The following is a 19,426-nucleotide window of genomic DNA, read 5'->3' on the forward strand; positions in this document are numbered from 1 at the left end:
AGAACAGGCATGTCAGCAAGAGATTTATCTGTTTTATTCAGTGTTATTTTAATTGTGGCGATGCTGGTCATACCGTTTCCGCCCGTTTTATTAAGTATTTTAATCATTATTAATATTTCTCTTGCGCTTATCGTGCTTCTCACCACAATGAACATGCAAGAACCACTGCAATTTTCAATTTTTCCATCATTGCTTTTGCTCTTAACGCTGTTTCGTTTAGGGCTTAACATCTCTACAACACGTTCTATTCTTTCAACAGGAGATGCTGGGAAGGTTGTCGAAACGTTCGGTTCATTTGTTGTTGGAGGAAATATCCTCGTTGGTCTTGTTGTTTTCCTTATCCTGATCATCATTCAGTTTATTGTTATCACAAAAGGGGCAGAGCGTGTATCAGAGGTTGCGGCAAGATTTACACTCGATGCGATGCCAGGTAAACAAATGAGTATTGACGCAGATTTAAATGCAGGAATGCTGACAGAAAGTGAAGCAAGAAATCGCCGTGAAAAAGTAGCGAGAGAAGCAGACTTTTATGGAGCGATGGATGGTGCCAGTAAGTTCGTGAAAGGGGACGCCATCGCAGGTATTATCATCGTCATCATCAATATTATATTTGGAATCATTATCGGGATGCTTCAGCAAGGCATGTCGATTCAAGAATCAGCTTCACACTTTACCCTATTAACGGTAGGAGACGGAATCGTTTCGCAAATTCCGGCACTCCTCATTTCAACGGCGACAGGGATTGTTGTGACTAGAGCAGCTTCTAATGGAAACCTTGGGTCAGACATCACAGGTCAGCTCTTCGCATTCCCAGCCATGCTTTATGTGACAGCGGGCACGATCTTCCTTCTTGGGCTGTTTACGCCAATCGGCATACTTTTGACAGGGCCGATCGCAGGTTTACTTGCACTTGGCGCATACATGATGTCGAAAAACAAACAAGACCAAGAAGAAATTGAAGAGGTACTAGAGGAACAGGCAGAGGTAGAAGAGATGAAAAGTCCAGAAAGCGTTATTCATCTCCTGCAAATGGATGCCATTGAATTTGAATTTGGCTACGGCCTCATCCCGCTCGCTGATGCAAACCAGGGCGGTGACCTGTTAGACCGAATTGTGATGATCCGAAGGCAGCTTGCCCTCGAACTGGGTCTTGTCATTCCAGTCGTCCGGATCCGGGACAATATTGCACTGAACCCAAATGAATACCGATTGAAAATTAAAGGGAACGAAGTAGCAAAAGGGGAGCTGCTGCTTGATCACTACTTAGCGATGTCCCCAACGCCTGATGATGATCCAATTGAAGGTATTGAAACAATCGAACCATCCTTTGGACTGCCGGCTAAATGGATATCCGAAGCAGAAAAAGATCAGGCTGAGATGCTAGGCTATACGGTTGTGGACCCAGCATCTGTCGTGTCTACTCACATCACAGAGAAGATTAGACAAAACACACACGAACTGCTCGGACGCCAAGAAACGAAGCAATTAATCGATCATCTGAAAGAAAGTTATCCTGTCTTAGTGGATGAGGTAACGCCAAATCCGCTGGCAGTCGGTGATATTCAAAAAGTACTGGCGAAGCTGCTGAAAGAAAAGGTCTCTATCCGAAACCTTGTCACCATTTTTGAGACGCTTGCAGACTACGGAAAATTAACGACTGATACAGATTTATTAACAGAGTATGTCAGACAGGCGCTGGCAAGACAAATTACCGCACAGTATGCAAGAGAAGATGAATCACTCAAAGTCGTGACATGCTCAGGCCGAGTAGAAAAGGTGATTGCAGACAGCGTTCAGCAGACAGAGCATGGCAACTACTTATCGTTAGATCCAGAATCCTCTGAAAGTGTGATTCAATCAGTGGCGAGAGAAATTGAACAGCTTTCGCTTCGTCAGGAAACGCCGGTTCTATTATGCTCACCTCCTATAAGAATGTACGTGAAGCAGTTGTTAGAAAGATATTTCCCAGATTTACCGGTACTATCTTATAACGAACTAGAAGCGAATGTGGAAGTACAGAGCATCGGAGTGGTGGATATCTAATGAAAATGAAAAAAATCACAGCAAATTCTATGCAGGAGGCAACGATTCAAATCAGGCAGCAGCTTGGGAAAGATGCCGTTATTTTAAATTCCAAAACCGTTGTCAAACGCAAACTGTTTGGTTTAAAGAAACAGCAAATGGTCGAAGTGATTGCAGTGCTGGATCAAGATTTCGAGGAAAGAGCTGGTAAAGGGTTAAAACCTGTGCCGCCTCTTCCAGTGTTACCAAAAAAGGAACAAGTTCAAAAGCAGCCCGAAGAGCCATCCTTTGCTCCCAAGGCGGCGAAACCAGCGCCTACTCATACTCAGCCTTTAGAATATGTGAGGAATGAACGGCATGCTGGTATTCTGCCTGAACCTCTCGTAGCAATCGATCAAAAGCTAAAGGATCAAGGTCTTGATGATGCTATTCGAGACGAATGCCTGAAAGGTCTTTTAACAAAGGGCGCGGTTAAAGAAGATCACATAGAAAAAGAACTTGAACAACTGCTGACAGATATGCTACCAGCTAAAACCTCTGATGAGCCGATGATTTCTTCAAAATACATTGTACTGTTCGGTTCAACTGGAGCTGGTAAAACGACAACGATTGCAAAGCTGGCTGCTAAAACGGCCATTCAGCAGCAAAAAAAGATCGCTTTTATTACAACTGATACGTACCGGATTGCAGCGATCGAACAGCTGAAAACATATGCTGAACTGCTGAATGCACCGCTTGAGGTTTGTTATTCGAGAGAGGATTTTGTAAAAGCTCAAGAGACCTTTAAAGAGTATGATCATATTTTCATCGATACAGCAGGCCGTAACTTTAAAGAAGAAGCGTATATCAAAGAGCTGACCGACATTATTCCATTTGATGAGAGCATTCAAAGTTTTCTCGTGATGAGTGCTACATCAAAATATCAAGACATGAAAGCCATGGTCAAGCGCTTTGAACACGTTCCAATCGATCAATTCATTTTTACAAAAGTAGATGAAACGGACACGATGGGAACCATTTTTCAAATCATTGCTGACTCTCAAATCAAACTTGGTTTTTTAACAAATGGCCAAAATGTGCCTGAGGATATTCTTGAAGGTTCTCCTCGTGAACTTACAAGGATGGTTTTACAATCATGAAGCCCGACCAAGCAGAAGGGTTAAGAAAACTAGTTCAGCAGAGTCAAATGATCACACCGGCTCCTCATAACGTCAACGGACAGGCAAAAACCATTGCCGTTATGAGCGGCAAAGGCGGGGTAGGTAAATCGAATTTGACACTGAATATGGCACTGTCTATCGCAAGCACAGGCAAAAGAGTGTTAGTGATCGATCTTGATTTTGGGATGGGGAATATTGATATTTTACTAGGGAAAACATCGACTAGCTCTATATTAGATGTTCTCGTTAGAAAAAAATCCTTCCAAGCAGCTATGACAAAAGGAACGGACAACCTATATTACATTTCTGGCGGAAGCGGACTTGAACAGCTGTTTTCTTTAGATAAAGATCAATGGTCGTTCTTTTTGGAAGAGATGGAAAAAATGATGCAGGGCTTCGATTGTATTTTCTTTGATATGGGTGCCGGGCTGTCAAAAGATCAGCTGCCATTTGTCTTATCAGCAGGAGAAGTAGTCGTTGTGACTACGCCAGAGCCAACATCCATCATGGATGCCTACAGCGCAATTAAACACTTAGCCATTCATCAGTTTGAACGGTCTGTGCAAATCATTGTCAATCGGTGTAAAACCCCGTCAGAAGGGTCTGAAACCTACCGGAAATTAGCAGGAGTGGTCACAAGTTTTCTTCACAGAAAACTTGTATTCGCTGGCGCTGTGCCTGATGATCCTGCGGTTCCTAAAGCAGTATCAGAACAAATTCCATTTTATATGAAGCAGCCTCATTCAAGGCTGAGTAAAACCGTTAAGATGCTGGCAGAAACACTATATCATCAGCAGATAAGAGAGGCACGGAGAGAACAGCATACGTTTATAGATAAGTTGTCCTCTTTTTTTAAAAGGAGGAAGGTGGACTCATGATTAGAGTGCTAGTAGTAGATGACTCGGCCTTTATGAGAAAACTCATTAGTGATTTTCTAAGTGCTGAGCAAGAAATTGAAGTCGTCGGAACGGCGCGAAATGGGGAAGATGCCTTAAAACGGATCAAGGAACTGAATCCAGATGTTGTCACATTAGATGTGGAAATGCCTGTTTTAAATGGAACAGAAGCATTAAAACAAATTCTGGCTGAACACGACCTTGCCGTAATTATGGTGTCAAGCCAGACAAAGCAAGGAAAAGATTTAACCATCCATTGCTTAGAACTCGGTGCTTTCGACTTTGTGACAAAACCTTCGGGAAGTATTTCGCTCGATTTGCACAAAGTGAGAGGGCAAATTGTAGAGCGGGTACTTGCGGCAGGACTGTCAAGGAAACGCACTGAAGAGAAGGTGTCTCCTAAGCCGGTGATAAAGCCGCCAAGTCCAGTGGCTGCACCCCGTCTGCAAACAGTAAAAGGCGCCTCACTCCGAAAGATTATTTCTATTGGAACATCTACAGGAGGGCCAAGGGCACTTCAACGAGTCGTAACGAAGCTGCCTAAGGACATAGAGGCACCTATATTGATTGTGCAGCATATGCCGGCAGGATTTACGGCATCACTTGCTGCTAGGTTAGACCATTTATCACAAATTACGATTAAAGAAGCGCAAGATGGAGACATCGCGAAAAATGGAGTGGCTTACATAGCTCCTGGTGGAATGAATATGTCACTTCATGACCAAGGGGGATCACTTGTTATCAGGCTGTCCCCTGAAGACACGGAAAGCCGGCACAAACCATCTGTTAACTATTTATTTGAATCCATCAGCAATATAAAGGGTTACGAGAAAATCGCTGTCATTATGACAGGCATGGGCAGTGACGGTACGGAAGGTGTCAAAAAAATGGTCGCAAGCGGTCATACGAAAGTCATTGCAGAAAAAGAAGAATCATGTGTTGTTTTCGGAATGCCTAAATCAGTCATTAAAGCAGGCCTTGCACATGAAACAAGGCATGTGGATGACATCGCACATGCAATTATAAGCTCCATGAAAAAAGAGAGGGCGTGAACACGTTGGATGTAAACCAATACTTAGATATCTTTTTAGATGAAAGCAGAGAACACTTACAAACTTGTAATGAAAAACTTCTTGATTTAGAAAAGAACCCAACCGACTTGCAGCTAGTGAATGATATATTCAGAGCAGCTCATACATTGAAAGGCATGAGTGCAACGATGGGCTTTGATGATATGGCTCACTTAACGCATCATTTAGAAAACATGTTTGATGCTATCCGTAATGAACAAATGATTGTCACTCCTGAGTCAATGGATACGATGTTCGAAGCACTCGATCATCTTGAAGCAATGGTTCAATCGATTGCAGAAGGAGGAGACGGGAAACGTGATGTCACTGAGATTAGTAAAAAGCTAGATGTGACAGGAAGCCATGCTGAGGCAGCTTCTAGCGTTGAAACAGCAGATGCATCAGCAGCTGCTAATGACTTAGATTATAACGAATTTGAACGAACGGTTCTTGATGAAGCGAGAGAGCAAGGCTTTAAATGCTATGAACTCAACGTGACATTAAGCGAAGCGTGCTTACTAAAAGCCGTTCGTGTCTATATGATTTTTGAAAGACTAAATGAAGCAGGCGAGGTTGTCAAAACCGTTCCGAATGCAGAGCTGTTAGAATCAGAAGATTTCGAATCAGAATTCAGCATTTCTTATCTTTCTAAACTGCCGATGGACGAAGTGCAGAAAATCGTCACGGCGATCTCAGAGGTTGAGAAGGTTGAGATCTCTGAAGTCTCCGCATTTGATGAAGCAGCTCCGGCTGAAAAACAAGAGGCGCAGCCTGAACAGAAAAAAGAAGAAGTCTCCGTTCCTGCTGCGAAAGCGCCAGCAAATGATGCACCAAAAGCAAATGGCAATAACGGTGCAGCTGCCGGCGGAACAAAAACAATTCGTGTCAACATCGACCGTCTAGATTCTCTAATGAATCTATTTGAAGAACTTGTGATTGATAGAGGCCGATTAGAACAGATTGCCAAAGAACTAGAAAATAACGAACTCACAGACACAGTCGAAAGAATGACACGTATTTCTGGAGACCTGCAATCAATCATCCTGAACATGAGAATGGTACCTGTGGAAACTGTCTTTAACAGATTCCCGCGTATGATTCGTCAATTGACGAAAGAGCTTAATAAGAAAATTGAACTTATTATTGAGGGTGCTGAGACAGAGCTTGATCGAACAGTGATCGACGAGATTGGAGATCCGCTCTTGCACTTACTTAGAAACAGTCTAGATCACGGGATTGAATCACCAGAAGAACGTGTGAAAAAAGGCAAGCCGGAAAAAGGTACGGTTCTATTAAAAGCGTATCATAGCGGAAACCATGTCTTCATTGAAGTAGAGGATGATGGAGGCGGGATTAACCGTAAAAAGGTGCTTGAAAAAGCATTAGAGCGCGGAGTTATTACAGAAAGAGAAGCAGAAACACTTGAAGATCATCAAATTGATTCATTGATCTTTGCAGCAGGATTCTCTACAGCTGACACGATTTCTGACATCTCAGGCCGCGGTGTAGGTCTTGACGTTGTGAAAAACAAGCTGGAATCACTTGGCGGATCTGTGAGTATTAACTCAACAGAGGGACAGGGCTCCCTATTCTCGATCCAGCTTCCGCTGACACTATCGATTATTTCCGTTCTTCTTGTAAAACTGGAAGAGGAAACATTTGCGATTCCGATTTCTTCTATTATTGAAACGGCTGTCATTAAGAAAAGTGACATCCTGCAAACGCATGATCGTGAAGTGATTGATTTCCGCGGATTTATCGTACCGGTCGTGTACTTGAAGAAACAATTCCACGTACCAAATGCGAATGAATTAGAGGAAGAGCTGCACATCATTGTTGTTCGTAAAGGAGACAAGCTGACAGCATTTGTGGTCGATTCATTTATTGGTCAGCAAGAGGTTGTATTGAAATCACTAGGAGATTATCTGCCAAACGTATTTGCGATATCCGGCGCAACGATCCTAGGTGACGGTCAAGTTGCACTCATCGTTGACTGTAATGCACTGATCAAGTAAAAAACAATAGAGGAGCGGTCTGAAATGAGTACAGATATCAAAACTGGCGAAAAGATGATTGTGTTTATCGTAAACAAAAAAGAATACGCCATTTCAGTATCAGAAGTAAAGTCCATTGAAAAATGGCAGCAGCCGACAAGAGTTCCTGGCGTTGCCCCTTATATATGCGGTGTTATTAATTTACGCGGTGTCGTGACACCTGTCATTGACCTGAGAGTCAGACTTGGTTCTACTGACAACGAGATTACAGATGAAACAAGAATGATCATTGTACAAGTTGGTGATATTGAAGTCGGCTGGATTGTTGATGAAGCAAATGATGTCATAACCGTCCATCAGGAAGAAGTAGAATCTTCTCCTGAATCAGCTGAAAAAGAAGGACAGTCATGGGTGACAGGTATTATTAAGCATGATCAGCGTCTTTTCAATATCATTCATGCCGGTGCTGTCCTCGACAAGAGCGTTCAAGGTGCACCTGTTCATTAAGGGGGATGTGAAATGAGCATTTTCAACGAAATTAAAGATGAACAGCTAGATATTTTAGGAGAGGTTGGTAATATCGGGGCAGGCCACGCAGCGTCTGCTCTTGCCAACCTATTGGATCGCAAAATTGATATGGCTGTTCCTTTTGTCAAGGTTCTCTCGTTTGAAGATTTAATGGATTTCTTTGGCGGTGCAGACCTTCCCGTTGCAAGCATTTTCCTGCGAATGGAAGGGGATTTAACCGGGTCAATCTTTTTCATTATGCCGTTTGAGCAAGCGGAGCAATTTGTAAGAGAGCTTGTGCAGGATCCGGCATTTGATATTGATACGATTCATGAACATGAGATGGGGACGTCAGCACTTCATGAACTGGGAAATATTTTAGCGGGCTCTTATCTATCAGCCCTTGCCGATTTAACAAAATTGCAGCTTTACCCAAGTGTTCCAGATGTCACGCTCGATATGTTCGGAGCTGTCATTAGTGAAGGGTTAATGCAATTCAGTCCTCTTGGTGATCAGGCGATTGTGATTGATACATCTATTTTTGATGATCAAAATAAGCAAGAGCTGAAAGGAAATATGTTTCTATTACCAGACTTTGAATCGTTTGAAAAACTATTCAAAGCATTAGGTAACCTATAATGAACGTGCAAATTCCGGCAGTTGTAAAGGTTGGTATTGCGGATGTTCAGCTTGTCAAAACACCGGACCGCATTCGGACATCAGGTCTTGGTTCTTGCGTAGGGCTTGTCTTGTTTGATCAAGAGAAAAAGCTGGCAGGCCTTGTCCATGTTATGCTGCCAGACTCCTCTCTTTCAAAAGGGACGGTGGAGAACTTGGCTAAATATGCAGATACAGGTGTCAAGCATACAATTGATCTGCTCCTAAAAGCAGGCGCACGCAAACATGCGCTAAAGGCAAAACTTGCTGGCGGGGCGGAAATGTTTAAGTTTAAGTCAACCAATGATCTTATGAGAATTGGACCTAGAAACGTTTCAGCTGTGAAAGAACATCTGTCTCTTCATCATATCCCGATTATTAGTGAGGATACAGGCGGAAACAGTGGCCGTACGATTGAATTCGATCCGCTTACGGCAGAGCTTGAGATCCGTACTGTGAAGCAAGGCATTATGAAGATATAACTAAGGAAGTATAGGGGGATAAAGATGCAATCCTTAAATTACGAAGATCAGGCGCTATGGGCTAGATGGAAAGAGTGGAAAGACCCTGCTGCTGGAGATGATCTTATGCGCCGCTATATGCCGCTCGTCACATATCATGTTGGAAGAATTTCCATCGGTCTCCCGAAGTCAGTGCATAAAGAAGACTTGATCAGTCTAGGGATGCTCGGTTTATATGATGCCCTTGAAAAATTTGATCCCGGAAGAGATCTGAAGTTTGATACATATGCATCCTTCAGAATCCGCGGGGCCATCATCGACGGTCTTCGTAAAGAGGACTGGCTGCCTCGTACATCAAGAGAAAAAACAAAAAAAGTAGAAGCGGCTATTGAAAAGCTTGAACAGCGTTATTTGCGTAATGTGACGCCGACAGAGGTGGCTGAGGAACTCGGCATGAGTGAACAAGATGTTGTCACAACGATGAATGAAGGATTCTTTGCAAATCTGCTCTCAATCGATGAGAAGCTGCATGATCAAGAAGACGGAGAAAACGTCCAAGTCATGATTCGCGACGAGAAGTCTGTGACTCCAGAAGAGAAAATGCTGAAAGATGAATTAATTGAACAGCTTTCTGAAAAAATCACTGAGCTTTCTGAAAAAGAAAAGCTTGTGATCAGTCTTTTCTATAAAGAAGAACTGACATTAACGGAAATCGGTCAAGTGCTCAATTTATCTACCTCGCGCATTTCGCAAATTCATTCAAAGGCCTTGTTCAAGCTTAAGCATCTGCTTGATAAAGCCATTCAATCTTAAAGAGTTAGTGAGTGAAAAAATATGTTATGGCTGATTAGCTTCATGCTTCATGCTGCACTTATTTATTTTGTGATTATTTTATATACGAGAATGAATTCGCTGAAGGCAACAGAACAAAAACAGCGAGAACTTCTAGAAGAAACGGAAAATACCCTGGCTGCATTTTTGATGGAAGTCAAAGAAGAGAATGACAAACTAACAAAAGTGGCAGCCGCTTCCCCTGATTTTTCTGCTGAAGAGCTGAAATCGGATCTTCAGACACCAAAGCAGCCACAACCACCAATTGAATCCCAGCAATCGGTCGAAAGTGAAGATCCCGTACCAGAGCACCTGTCGGCTCTTCTTAGCGAAGTTGAGGTGCAGGAAGAGAAGGTAAACGAACCCGTTCCACAACTTGAAACAGAGGCTTCTCTGCCTTCTAAAAGTGAAATAGAAGAAACATTCGAAGATCAAGTGAAGACCTTATATGATGAAGGGCGATCACTAGAAGAAATAGCGAAAGAAATGAAAACTGGCAAGACAGAAATCGAGCTTTTATTAAAATTTAGCGGAAAGCTGTAAAGGATTCTTGATTGTCAGTCCATCATGTGTTATATTATTTCTTGGTGTTAAATACACACGCTTAATGATTCGTATGAAGGTGCTGCCGTGGCGCAGTTTTATGTGAATATGACTTAAGCGGAGGAAAAAAAACCATTATATTAGGAGGCAACAAAATGTCAGTTATTTCTATGAAACAATTGCTAGAAGCTGGTGTTCACTTCGGTCACCAAACTCGCCGTTGGAACCCAAAAATGAAGCGTTACATCTTTACAGAGCGTAACGGTATCTACATCATCGACCTTCAAAAAACGGTGAAAAAAGTAGAGGAAGCTTACAACTTCACGAAAAACCTTGCTGCTGACGGAGGAAAAATCCTTTTCGTTGGTACGAAAAAGCAAGCACAAGATTCAGTGAAAGAAGAAGCAATCCGTTCTGGTATGTTCTATGTGAACCAACGCTGGCTTGGTGGAACTTTAACAAACTTTGAAACAATCCAAAAACGTATTAAACGTTTAAAAGATATTGAAAAAATGCAAGAAAACGGTACATTCGAAGTTCTTCCTAAGAAAGAAGTCGTTCAACTGAAAAAAGAATTAGAGCGTCTTGAAAAATTCCTAGGCGGAATCAAAGACATGAAGAGTCTTCCGGATGCACTTTTCATTATCGACCCTCGTAAAGAGCGTATTGCAGTTGCAGAAGCTCGTAAATTGAATATCCCAATCATCGGTATCGTTGACACAAACTGTGATCCAGACGAAATTGATGTTGTGATCCCTGCAAACGATGATGCAATCCGTGCTGTAAAACTTCTAACTGCTAAAATGGCAGATGCAATTCTTGAGTCTAAACAAGGCGAAGAAGAAGCTGTTGTAGAAGAAACGACAGAAACTGAAACAACAACTGCGTAACCTATTCAAAAGGTGATAAGAGGGAAATGCCTTTTATCACCTTTTTTTCACCTAGTAATCCGTGTTTTAACATAGAAGGAGGAAATGTAAAATGGCAATTACTGCTCAATTAGTTAAAGAACTGCGTCAAAAAACTGGTGCAGGTATGATGGACTGTAAAAAAGCGTTAACAGAAACTGATGGTGACATCGAGAAAGCAATCGACCTTCTAAGAGAAAAAGGAATCGCAAAAGCTGCGAAAAAAGCAGACCGTATTGCGGCAGAAGGATTAACTCTTATCAAAACTGACGGCAACACAGGCGTCATCCTAGAAGTGAACTCTGAGACTGATTTCGTTGCGAAAAACGAAGGATTCCAAGCACTTCTTAACGAACTTGCTGATCATTTGCTTGCTGCTAAACCTGCAACAATTGAAGAAGCTCATGCTTCTAAAATGGAAAATGGTTCAACAGTTGAAGAGCATATCACATCTGCAATTGCGAAAATCGGAGAGAAAATCACTCTACGCCGTTTCTCTGTCATCACAAAAGAAGATAATGCTGCATTCGGTTCTTACCTGCACATGGGCGGACGTATCGGTGTGTTAGCTGTTCTTAACGGAACAACTGACGAAGAGCTTGCAAGAGACATCGCAATGCACGTTGCAGCTGTAAACCCTAAATACATTTCTCGTGACCAAGTGTCAGAAGAAGAAGCAAACCGTGAGCGTGAAGTATTAACTCAGCAAGCGCTTCAAGAAGGAAAGCCTGAAAACATCGTAGCTAAAATGGTAGAAGGCCGTCTAAACAAATTCTTCGAAGAAATTTGCTTACTTGACCAAGCGTTCGTTAAAAACCCAGATGAAAAAGTGAAACAAGTTGTAGCTGCGAAAAACGCAACTGTTCAAACTTATGTTCGCTATGAAGTGGGCGAAGGTATCGAAAAACGTCAAGACAACTTTGCTGAAGAAGTTATGAGCCAAGTGAAAAAATAATGTTTGAAAAGCTCTCTGGGGCTTTTTTAGGGAGCACAAGCACTGTGTTCCCTATTTTTTAGAGGATATTGATTTACAAAAGGCAGTTTCTTACGCATAATAAGAGACGGTATAGTATACACTTGGAGGTTATCATGAGCAAACCGAAATATAATCGCATTGTACTGAAGCTAAGTGGCGAAGCACTAGCGGGTGATGCTGGAAATGGAATTAACCCAACTGTCATTCAATCCATTGCTAAGCAAGTAAAAGAAATTGCAGAGCTTGATGTTGAAGTTGCAGTCGTTGTAGGCGGAGGAAACCTTTGGCGCGGAAAGACAGGCAGTGATCTAGGAATGGACCGTGCAACAGCAGACTATATGGGGATGCTGGCAACAGTGATGAACTCACTGGCGTTACAGGACAGCCTAGAAACGCTTGGCATTCAGTCTAGAGTGCAAACCTCTATTGAAATGAGACAGGTTGCAGAACCATACATAAGAAGAAAAGCGATCCGTCATCTTGAGAAGAAACGTGTCGTCATTTTTGCTGCTGGAACAGGTAACCCTTATTTCTCTACAGATACTACGGCAGCACTTCGTGCAGCAGAAATTGAAGCAGATGTCATTTTAATGGCGAAAAATAATGTAGATGGTGTCTACAGTGCTGATCCTCGTACAGATGCGGATGCAGTAAAATATGATAAGCTTTCATATCTTGATGTACTTAAAGAAGGGCTTGCTGTAATGGATTCTACTGCGTCCTCATTATGTATGGACAATGACATTCCATTAATTGTCTTCTCCATTATGGAAGAAGGAAATATTAAACGTGCCGTAAATGGCGAATCAATCGGAACGATCGTGAGGGGGAAATAACGTGTCAAAAGAAGTGTTGAACCAAACGAAAGAAAAAATGGAAAAAGCTGTACAAGCATACGGACGTGAGCTTGCAACTGTTCGTGCAGGCCGTGCAAATGCTTCACTGCTTGATAAAGTGACAGTTGATTATTACGGTGCACAAACACCTCTTAACCAAATTGCGTCAATCACAGTGCCAGAAGCACGTATGCTGATTATCACACCTTACGATAAAACAGCAATCGGTGATATCGAAAAAGCGATCCAAAAGTCTGATCTTGGCATCACGCCAACAAGTGACGGAAATGTGATCCGCATTGCGATTCCTGCGCTGACAGAAGAAAGACGTAAAGAGCTTGTGAAAGTAGTGAAAAAATACTCAGAAGAAGCAAAAGTAGCTGTTCGTAACGTTCGTCGTGATGCAAACGATGATTTGAAAAAGCTTGAGAAAAATGGGGAGATCACTGAAGATGAATTAAGATCATCGACAGAGGATGTCCAAAAATTGACAGATGAATATGTCGCTAAAATTGATGACGTGACGAAAGATAAAGAAAAAGAAATCATGGAAGTTTAAGAAAAAACTATGTACAATAGATAATAGTGAAAAGACCCTCTTCATGTTTACAGGGGGTTTTTTTGTTAATACTGTTGATGACTATATTATTAGCGGGAACGCAACCTTTTTGGGTGATGGAGGAATCTCATGCTCAATATACTCAAAAATTGGAAGAATCAGCAAACAGCAGCTTCCAACTTAGAAAGCCTGACAAAAGAAGACATATTAAATGGAGAAATTCCTGAACATATCGCCATTATCATGGATGGGAACGGAAGATGGGCGAAAAAACGTGCTCTTCCACGGGTAGCAGGTCATCATGAAGGAATGAAAGTCGTCAAGCGCATGACAAAGCTTGCAAATGAGCTGAATGTCAAAGTGCTGACTTTGTATGCTTTCTCTACGGAAAATTGGAAACGTCCAAAACTAGAAGTAGACTTTTTAATGAAACTTCCTGAAGAATTTTTAAACATCTACCTGCCTGAACTCATCGAGGAGAATGTCCGTGTGCGTTTAACAGGTGATCCAGACGGCCTCCCGCAGCATACGAAAAAAGCGGTAGAGAATGCAGTAAAGAGTACGGCAAATAACGACGGACTCGTTTTGAATTTTGCGCTCAACTATGGAGGGCGCACAGAAATCGTCTCCGCATGCAGACAAATTTCTGAAATGGTCAAAGAAGGTAAGCTTCAAGCAGAAGACATCACAGAAGAGATGTTTTCAGCTTATTTAATGACAGAATCTCTTCAAGATCCGGATTTGCTCATTCGCACGAGTGGAGAAATTAGATTAAGCAACTTTATGCTTTGGCAAATTGCTTACAGCGAGTTTGTCTTTACGGATGTGCTTTGGCCTGACTTTTCTGATGAGCACCTTATAGGCGCTATTGGAGAGTACCAGCGCCGCGGCCGGAGGTTCGGTGGAATTTAGAGGGTGGTGCAGATGAAACAAAGAATTTTGACGGGTGTTTTGGCAGCTGCAGTCTTTTTACTTGCTGTGATATATGGACAGATGCCATTTACCCTGCTGATTTATTTAATGGGAAGTGTCGCTCTCTTTGAGCTTTTAAGAATGAAAAAAATCTCGATTTTCAGCTTTCCTGGTATTGTCAGCTTAATATTGCTTTGGCTTTTAATGGGCGGAGACAACAGTTTCTTCCCAAACGTGGACGCATCAAAAATGCAGATTGCTTTATTCGCAGTCTTAATACTTTTAACTTATACAGTTTTGAGCAAAAACTCTTTCACATTCGATGAGGTTGCTTTTGTTGTATTAGCCACATTATATATTGGCGTTAGTTTCTATTATTTTATCCAAATTAGAGGCTTATATGGCATGAGTGCGATCTTCTTCGCAGCAGTGATTATTTGGTCTACTGACTCAGGAGCCTACTTTATTGGGAAATCTATGGGGAAACGAAAGCTTTGGCCTGAAATCAGCCCAAACAAAACAGTAGAAGGATTTATCGGCGGAATCGTCACAGCGGTCGTGTTGTCACTTGTGTTTCAAGCGGTTACAGGATTTTTGCCATCATATCTGCTTGTGATGTTTATTACTCTTTTACTCAGTATCTTTGGACAGCTTGGCGACCTAGTGGAATCTGCTTTAAAGCGTCATTATCACGTGAAGGATTCAGGGACAATTCTCCCTGGCCATGGCGGAATTTTGGACAGGTTTGACAGCTTTTTATTCGTTCTGCCGTTTTTATACTTACTGCTCGCAACGTTTGCCAGCTAACCTCATAGAAACTTATTGAACGAGAGAAGGAGTGGCAATTTGAAATATATTTCGCTATTAGGCGCAACAGGATCAATTGGAGAACAAACGTTAGATGTGATCAGGCAGCACCCGGACAAATTTAAGCTGAAAGCCATGACCTTTGGCAGAAATATAGCAAAAGCGATTCCGATCATTGAGCGCTTTCAGCCTGAATTCGTTGGCTGTGTAGACGAAGAAACCTATCGCATGCTAAAAAATCATTCATTTGCATACGGTGTGAAGCTGGCTGCTGGTGATGAAGCCAACATCGAGGCAGCGACCTATGATGCAGTGGACGTAGTGGTAAATGCACTTGTAGGAAGTGTTGGACTTGTTCCAACATTAAAGGCCATTGAACAAAAAAAGACGATTGCACTCGCAAATAAGGAAACACTTGTAACAGCTGGTCATATAGTAAAAGAGTACGCTAAAACATATGATGTACCTTTACTTCCTGTCGATAGTGAGCATTCCGCTATTTTTCAATGCCTGCAAGGTGAACAAGCTAAAAATATTGAACGCTTAATCGTGACAGCTTCAGGTGGTAGTTTCCGAGATAAAAAACGAACTGAACTTGAAGGTGTTACGGTTGAAGAAGCGCTGAACCACCCGAACTGGTCGATGGGAGCGAAAATCACCATTGATTCAGCGACGATGATGAATAAAGGGCTCGAGGTGATTGAGGCACATTGGTTGTTTGATATCCCTTATGAACAAATTGATGTGCTGCTACATAAAGAGAGCATTATCCATTCGATGGTGGAATTTCACGACAAAAGCGTCATGGCTCAGTTAGGGACACCTGACATGAGAGTGCCTATTCAATATGCACTCACATACCCTGACAGGGCGCCGTTACAAGAAGCGAAATCATTGAACCTTTGGGAGATTGGACAATTGAATTTCCAAAAAGCGGATTTTGACAGGTATCGCTGCTTACATTTTGCTTATGAATCAGGTAAAATAGGAGGGACAATGCCTGCTGTACTTAATGCAGCAAATGAAATAGCAGTCGATGCATTTCTGAAAGGCAAAGTAACGTTCCTGCAAATTGAAGAATTGATTGAAAAGGCACTAATTAGACATCATGTGATTTCAACGCCTAGTTTGCAAGATATCCATGAAGTGGACAAAGATACACGAGACTTTGTTCAATCAATCCTCACATAAGGTGGTATGTTCGTGAATACAGTGATTGCGTTTATTATTATTTTTGGAACGCTCGTTTTTTTCCACGAGCTTGGCCATTTAATTATGGCGCAGCGCGCGGGGATTTTATGCCGCGAGTTCGCAATTGGTTTTGGGCCGAAGATTTTCTCCTTTAAACGAAAGGAAACCGTTTATACCATTAGACTCCTCCCTATTGGCGGATTTGTGAAAATGGCTGGAGAAGACCCAGAAGTCATCGAAATTAAACCAGGTCATACAGTGGGGCTCTTATTCAATGAGCAAAATGAAGTAGAAAAGATCATTTTAAATGATAAAGAAAAATATCCTGATGCACTTGTCATCGAAGTGGAGCAGATCGATTTAGATCATGCCATGAGAATCTCGGGATATGAAGCTGGAAATGAAGATATTCTGACTGGCTACAATGTCAGTCAAACAAGCTTCTATATTGCAGATGGTGAAGAAATTCAAATTGCACCATACAATCGTCAATTTGGTTCAAAAACAGTTTGGCAGAGAATTAAAGCCATCGCAGCTGGACCAATTATGAACTTTATCCTGGCGTATGTGATTTTGGTTGCTTTAGGCTTTATCCAAGGGGTAACCGTTGATGATCCTGTACTCGGTAAGCTGACAAAAGATGGACGAGCGGCGGAAGCTGGACTGATGCAGGGAGATCACATCGTGTCCATTAACGGCGAGAAAATGAATTCTTGGACAGACGTCGTTCAAACAGTTCAAAAGAACCCTGAGAAAAAAATGAATGTCGTCATTGACCGAGACGGCAAAGAAAGTACTGTGCAGGTTGTACCAGAAGCTGTGAAAGCTGACGGAAAAAGCATTGGCCGTTTCGGATCATATCCGCCAACGGAAAATGGATTTTTGAAAGTCATTTCATCTTCAGGCACAACCGTCATTTCAACGGCAGGTCTGATCTTAACGAACTTGCAAAAAATTGTCACAGGACAATTTTCACTAGATATGTTAGCAGGTCCTGTTGGAATTTATGACATGACAGGAGAAGTAGCCAAACAAGGTGTGTTAACATTAATGCAGTTTGCGGCGTTCCTCAGTATCAACCTAGGCATCGTGAATTTGTTACCGATTCCTGCATTAGACGGAGGACGTTTACTATTCTTATTTGTTGAAGCCATTCGCGGTAAACCAATTAATCGTGAGAAAGAAGCACTTGTTGTCTTTATTGGTGTTGCTTTCCTCATGCTGTTAATGTTAGTGGTAACGTGGAATGACATTCAGCGGTTATTTTTATAAAAACCATTCTCTCTTGTTTCTCATTCCGGGAAACAAGAGTTTTTGTGAGAAGTCCTATTTCATAAATGAGGTGTAACGACATGAGACAATCCCTGACTTTCATTCCAACTCTTCGAGAGGTGCCGGCAGATGCTGAGGCAAAAAGCCATCAACTCTTAGTAAGAGCTGGATTTATTAGACAAAATACAAGTGGAATCTATCATTATCTGCCGCTTGCGCATAAAGTCATTCAGCATATTCAATCCATCGTCCGCAAGGAAATGGAAAAGGCAGGCGCAGCTGAGCTGTTAATGCCAGTGCTTCAGCAGGCAGAAATGTGGCAAGAGTCAGGAAGATGGTATACATACGGTCCAGAACTGATGCGTATGAAGGATCGCCATGGCCGCGAATTTGCGCTTGGTCCAACCCACGAAGAAGTGATTACATCACTAGTACGCAGTGAAGTGAAATCGTATAAGAAGCTACCTTTAACTCTATATCAAATTCAATCAAAATTCCGTGATGAACAGAGACCACGCTTTGGACTGCTGCGCGGACGTGAATTTATTATGAAGGATGCATACTCATTCCATTCTTCACCAGAAAGCCTTGACGAGACATACAACAAAATGTTTACAGCTTATTCTAATGTGTTCTCAAAAGTGGGTCTCAACTTTAGACCAGTCATTGCAGATTCTGGGGCAATGGGCGGAAAAGATACACATGAGTTCATGGCACTCTCAGAGGTCGGAGAGGATACCATCGCTTATTCTGATACTTCCTCATATGCTGCGAACATTGAAATGGCTGAGGCTGTATATCACGGAGATGAAGCAAACCCTGCGGACTTCAAAGAGCTTGAAAAAGTCCACACGCCGCAAGCGAAAACAATTCAAGATGTGGCTGAATTTTTAGAAGTTGATCCTTCTGCATGCATGAAATCTGTTTTGTTTAAAGCAGATGATGCGTATGTTCTCATCCTTACTAGAGGCGATCATGAAGTAAATGATGTGAAAGTGAAAAACTTAGTAGGAGCACAGCTTGTCGAACTAGCATCACGCGAAGAAGTGCTAGAAGTCATTGGAACTGAGCCTGGATTTGTTGGACCTGTTAAACTGGAAGCAGAAGTCGATATTTATGCGGACCTTGCTGTGAAGGGAATGACAAATGCAGTCGCTGGTGCAAACGAAGCGGATTATCACTATGTCAATGTCAACCCTGCACGTGATGTGTCAGTGAAAGAATTCACAGATCTTCGCTTGATTCAAGAAGGAGATGTTTCTCCAGACGGGGAAGGCACCATCCAGTTTGCAAAAGGGATTGAAGTAGGACAAGTCTTTAAACTTGGCACTCGTTATTCTGAGTCAATGGATGCAACGTACCTTGATGAGAATGGACGTGCACAGCCAATGATAATGGGCTGCTATGGCATCGGCATCTCTAGAACTCTTTCAGCGATTGTTGAACAGCATCATGATGAGAAAGGAATCATTTGGCCGGAAACAGTGGCACCATATGACCTTCACCTCCTTGCATTAAATATGAAAAACGATGCGCAAAAAGAACTGGCTGAAACGTTGTACGAGCGCTTAGAAGATGAAGGCTTTGACGTACTTTTCGATGACCGCCAGGAGCGTGCAGGAGTGAAATTTGCAGACAGTGATTTAATTGGACTGCCAATTCGCATTAGCTGCGGTAAACGTTCAGAAGAAGGTATTGTTGAAGTGAAGTTTAGAAAATCAGGTGAATCACATGAAGTATCTGTTGATGATCTGATTTCATTTATACGCCAAGCATAAAACGAACAAAAAAATGAAGGTACCTCCTGTAGAAAAGAGGTACCTT

The 19,426-nt window shown here is 42.2% G+C and carries 19 protein-coding genes; all 19 read left to right on the plus strand.

What is annotated here, in order from left to right; translation table 11 throughout:
• Nucleotides 1-9 precede the first annotated feature (9 nt).
• The 19 genes from flhA (at nucleotide 10) to QR42_RS07940 (ending at nucleotide 19,380) form a co-directional block, all read left to right on the plus strand.
• Nucleotides 10-2,043 (plus strand): flagellar biosynthesis protein FlhA, encoded by a 2,034-nt coding sequence (gene flhA, locus QR42_RS07850; protein WP_039178556.1) that lies wholly within the window; start codon nucleotides 10-12, stop codon nucleotides 2,041-2,043.
• Entirely contained in the window at nucleotides 2,043-3,161 is a 1,119-nt protein-coding gene (flhF, locus tag QR42_RS07855; RefSeq protein WP_039178558.1) for a flagellar biosynthesis GTPase FlhF, read from the plus strand. The genes flhA and flhF overlap by 1 nt, the downstream gene beginning before the upstream one ends.
• The gene (locus tag QR42_RS07860; protein ID WP_039178561.1) at nucleotides 3,155-4,060 is read left to right on the plus strand and encodes a MinD/ParA family protein; all 906 of its coding nucleotides are present in this window, start codon (nucleotides 3,155-3,157) and stop codon (nucleotides 4,058-4,060) included. The genes flhF and QR42_RS07860 overlap by 7 nt, the downstream gene beginning before the upstream one ends.
• On the plus strand, nucleotides 4,057-5,130 hold the full coding sequence (locus QR42_RS07865; protein WP_039178562.1) for a protein-glutamate methylesterase/protein-glutamine glutaminase: 1,074 nt from the start codon (nucleotides 4,057-4,059) through the stop codon (nucleotides 5,128-5,130). Before QR42_RS07860 ends, QR42_RS07865 begins: the two co-directional genes overlap by 4 nt.
• Before the next feature lie 5 nt (nucleotides 5,131-5,135).
• Nucleotides 5,136-7,163, plus strand: a complete 2,028-nt coding sequence (locus QR42_RS07870; protein WP_039178565.1) for a chemotaxis protein CheA — start codon at nucleotides 5,136-5,138, stop codon at nucleotides 7,161-7,163.
• Nucleotides 7,164-7,187: 24 nt separating this feature from the next.
• On the plus strand, nucleotides 7,188-7,649 hold the full coding sequence (locus QR42_RS07875) for a chemotaxis protein CheW (RefSeq protein ID WP_024424157.1): 462 nt from the start codon (nucleotides 7,188-7,190) through the stop codon (nucleotides 7,647-7,649).
• Between the two features lie 12 nt (nucleotides 7,650-7,661).
• Nucleotides 7,662-8,288 carry a chemotaxis protein CheC gene (locus tag QR42_RS07880; protein ID WP_024424156.1) on the plus strand — a complete coding sequence of 209 codons (627 nt, stop codon included), beginning with the start codon at nucleotides 7,662-7,664 and terminating at the stop codon, nucleotides 8,286-8,288.
• Nucleotides 8,288-8,788, plus strand: coding sequence for a chemotaxis protein CheD (locus tag QR42_RS07885; RefSeq protein ID WP_039178568.1), 501 nt, complete (start codon nucleotides 8,288-8,290; stop codon nucleotides 8,786-8,788). The genes QR42_RS07880 and QR42_RS07885 overlap by 1 nt, the downstream gene beginning before the upstream one ends.
• A 24-nt stretch (nucleotides 8,789-8,812) precedes the next feature.
• Complete coding sequence (locus QR42_RS07890; protein ID WP_024424154.1) at nucleotides 8,813-9,580, plus strand: FliA/WhiG family RNA polymerase sigma factor; 768 nt, start codon at nucleotides 8,813-8,815, stop codon at nucleotides 9,578-9,580.
• A 21-nt stretch (nucleotides 9,581-9,601) separates the two neighbouring features.
• Nucleotides 9,602-10,141: a hypothetical protein gene (locus tag QR42_RS07895; protein WP_039178571.1), complete on the plus strand. Its 540-nt coding sequence runs from the start codon at nucleotides 9,602-9,604 to the stop codon at nucleotides 10,139-10,141.
• A 155-nt stretch (nucleotides 10,142-10,296) separates the two neighbouring features.
• Nucleotides 10,297-11,031, plus strand: a complete 735-nt coding sequence (rpsB, locus tag QR42_RS07900) for a 30S ribosomal protein S2 (protein WP_024426991.1) — start codon at nucleotides 10,297-10,299, stop codon at nucleotides 11,029-11,031.
• 91 nt (nucleotides 11,032-11,122) lie between these two features.
• Nucleotides 11,123-12,004 carry a translation elongation factor Ts gene (gene tsf, locus QR42_RS07905; RefSeq protein ID WP_034281801.1) on the plus strand — a complete coding sequence of 294 codons (882 nt, stop codon included), beginning with the start codon at nucleotides 11,123-11,125 and terminating at the stop codon, nucleotides 12,002-12,004.
• 134 nt (nucleotides 12,005-12,138) lie between these two features.
• Nucleotides 12,139-12,861 carry a UMP kinase gene (gene pyrH / locus QR42_RS07910; protein WP_008344767.1) on the plus strand — a complete coding sequence of 241 codons (723 nt, stop codon included), beginning with the start codon at nucleotides 12,139-12,141 and terminating at the stop codon, nucleotides 12,859-12,861.
• Between the two features lies 1 nt (nucleotide 12,862).
• Nucleotides 12,863-13,420, plus strand: a complete 558-nt coding sequence (gene frr / locus QR42_RS07915; protein ID WP_024424150.1) for a ribosome recycling factor — start codon at nucleotides 12,863-12,865, stop codon at nucleotides 13,418-13,420.
• A gap of 129 nt (nucleotides 13,421-13,549) precedes the next feature.
• Complete coding sequence (locus tag QR42_RS07920) at nucleotides 13,550-14,332, plus strand: undecaprenyl pyrophosphate synthase (RefSeq protein ID WP_039178577.1); 783 nt, start codon at nucleotides 13,550-13,552, stop codon at nucleotides 14,330-14,332.
• 12 nt (nucleotides 14,333-14,344) lie between these two features.
• The gene (locus tag QR42_RS07925; protein ID WP_024424148.1) at nucleotides 14,345-15,139 is read left to right on the plus strand and encodes a phosphatidate cytidylyltransferase; all 795 of its coding nucleotides are present in this window, start codon (nucleotides 14,345-14,347) and stop codon (nucleotides 15,137-15,139) included.
• A 39-nt stretch (nucleotides 15,140-15,178) separates the two neighbouring features.
• On the plus strand, nucleotides 15,179-16,330 hold the full coding sequence (dxr, locus tag QR42_RS07930; protein ID WP_039178581.1) for a 1-deoxy-D-xylulose-5-phosphate reductoisomerase: 1,152 nt from the start codon (nucleotides 15,179-15,181) through the stop codon (nucleotides 16,328-16,330).
• A 6-nt stretch (nucleotides 16,331-16,336) separates the two neighbouring features.
• Entirely contained in the window at nucleotides 16,337-17,602 is a 1,266-nt protein-coding gene (gene rseP / locus QR42_RS07935) for an RIP metalloprotease RseP (protein ID WP_087975441.1), read from the plus strand.
• 80 nt (nucleotides 17,603-17,682) lie between these two features.
• Nucleotides 17,683-19,380 carry a proline--tRNA ligase gene (locus QR42_RS07940; protein ID WP_039178585.1) on the plus strand — a complete coding sequence of 566 codons (1,698 nt, stop codon included), beginning with the start codon at nucleotides 17,683-17,685 and terminating at the stop codon, nucleotides 19,378-19,380.
• The last annotated feature ends 46 nt before the right edge of the window (nucleotides 19,381-19,426 follow it).

This window comes from Bacillus sp. WP8, assembly GCF_000800825.1.
GTDB lineage: Bacteria > Bacillota > Bacilli > Bacillales > Bacillaceae > Bacillus > Bacillus safensis.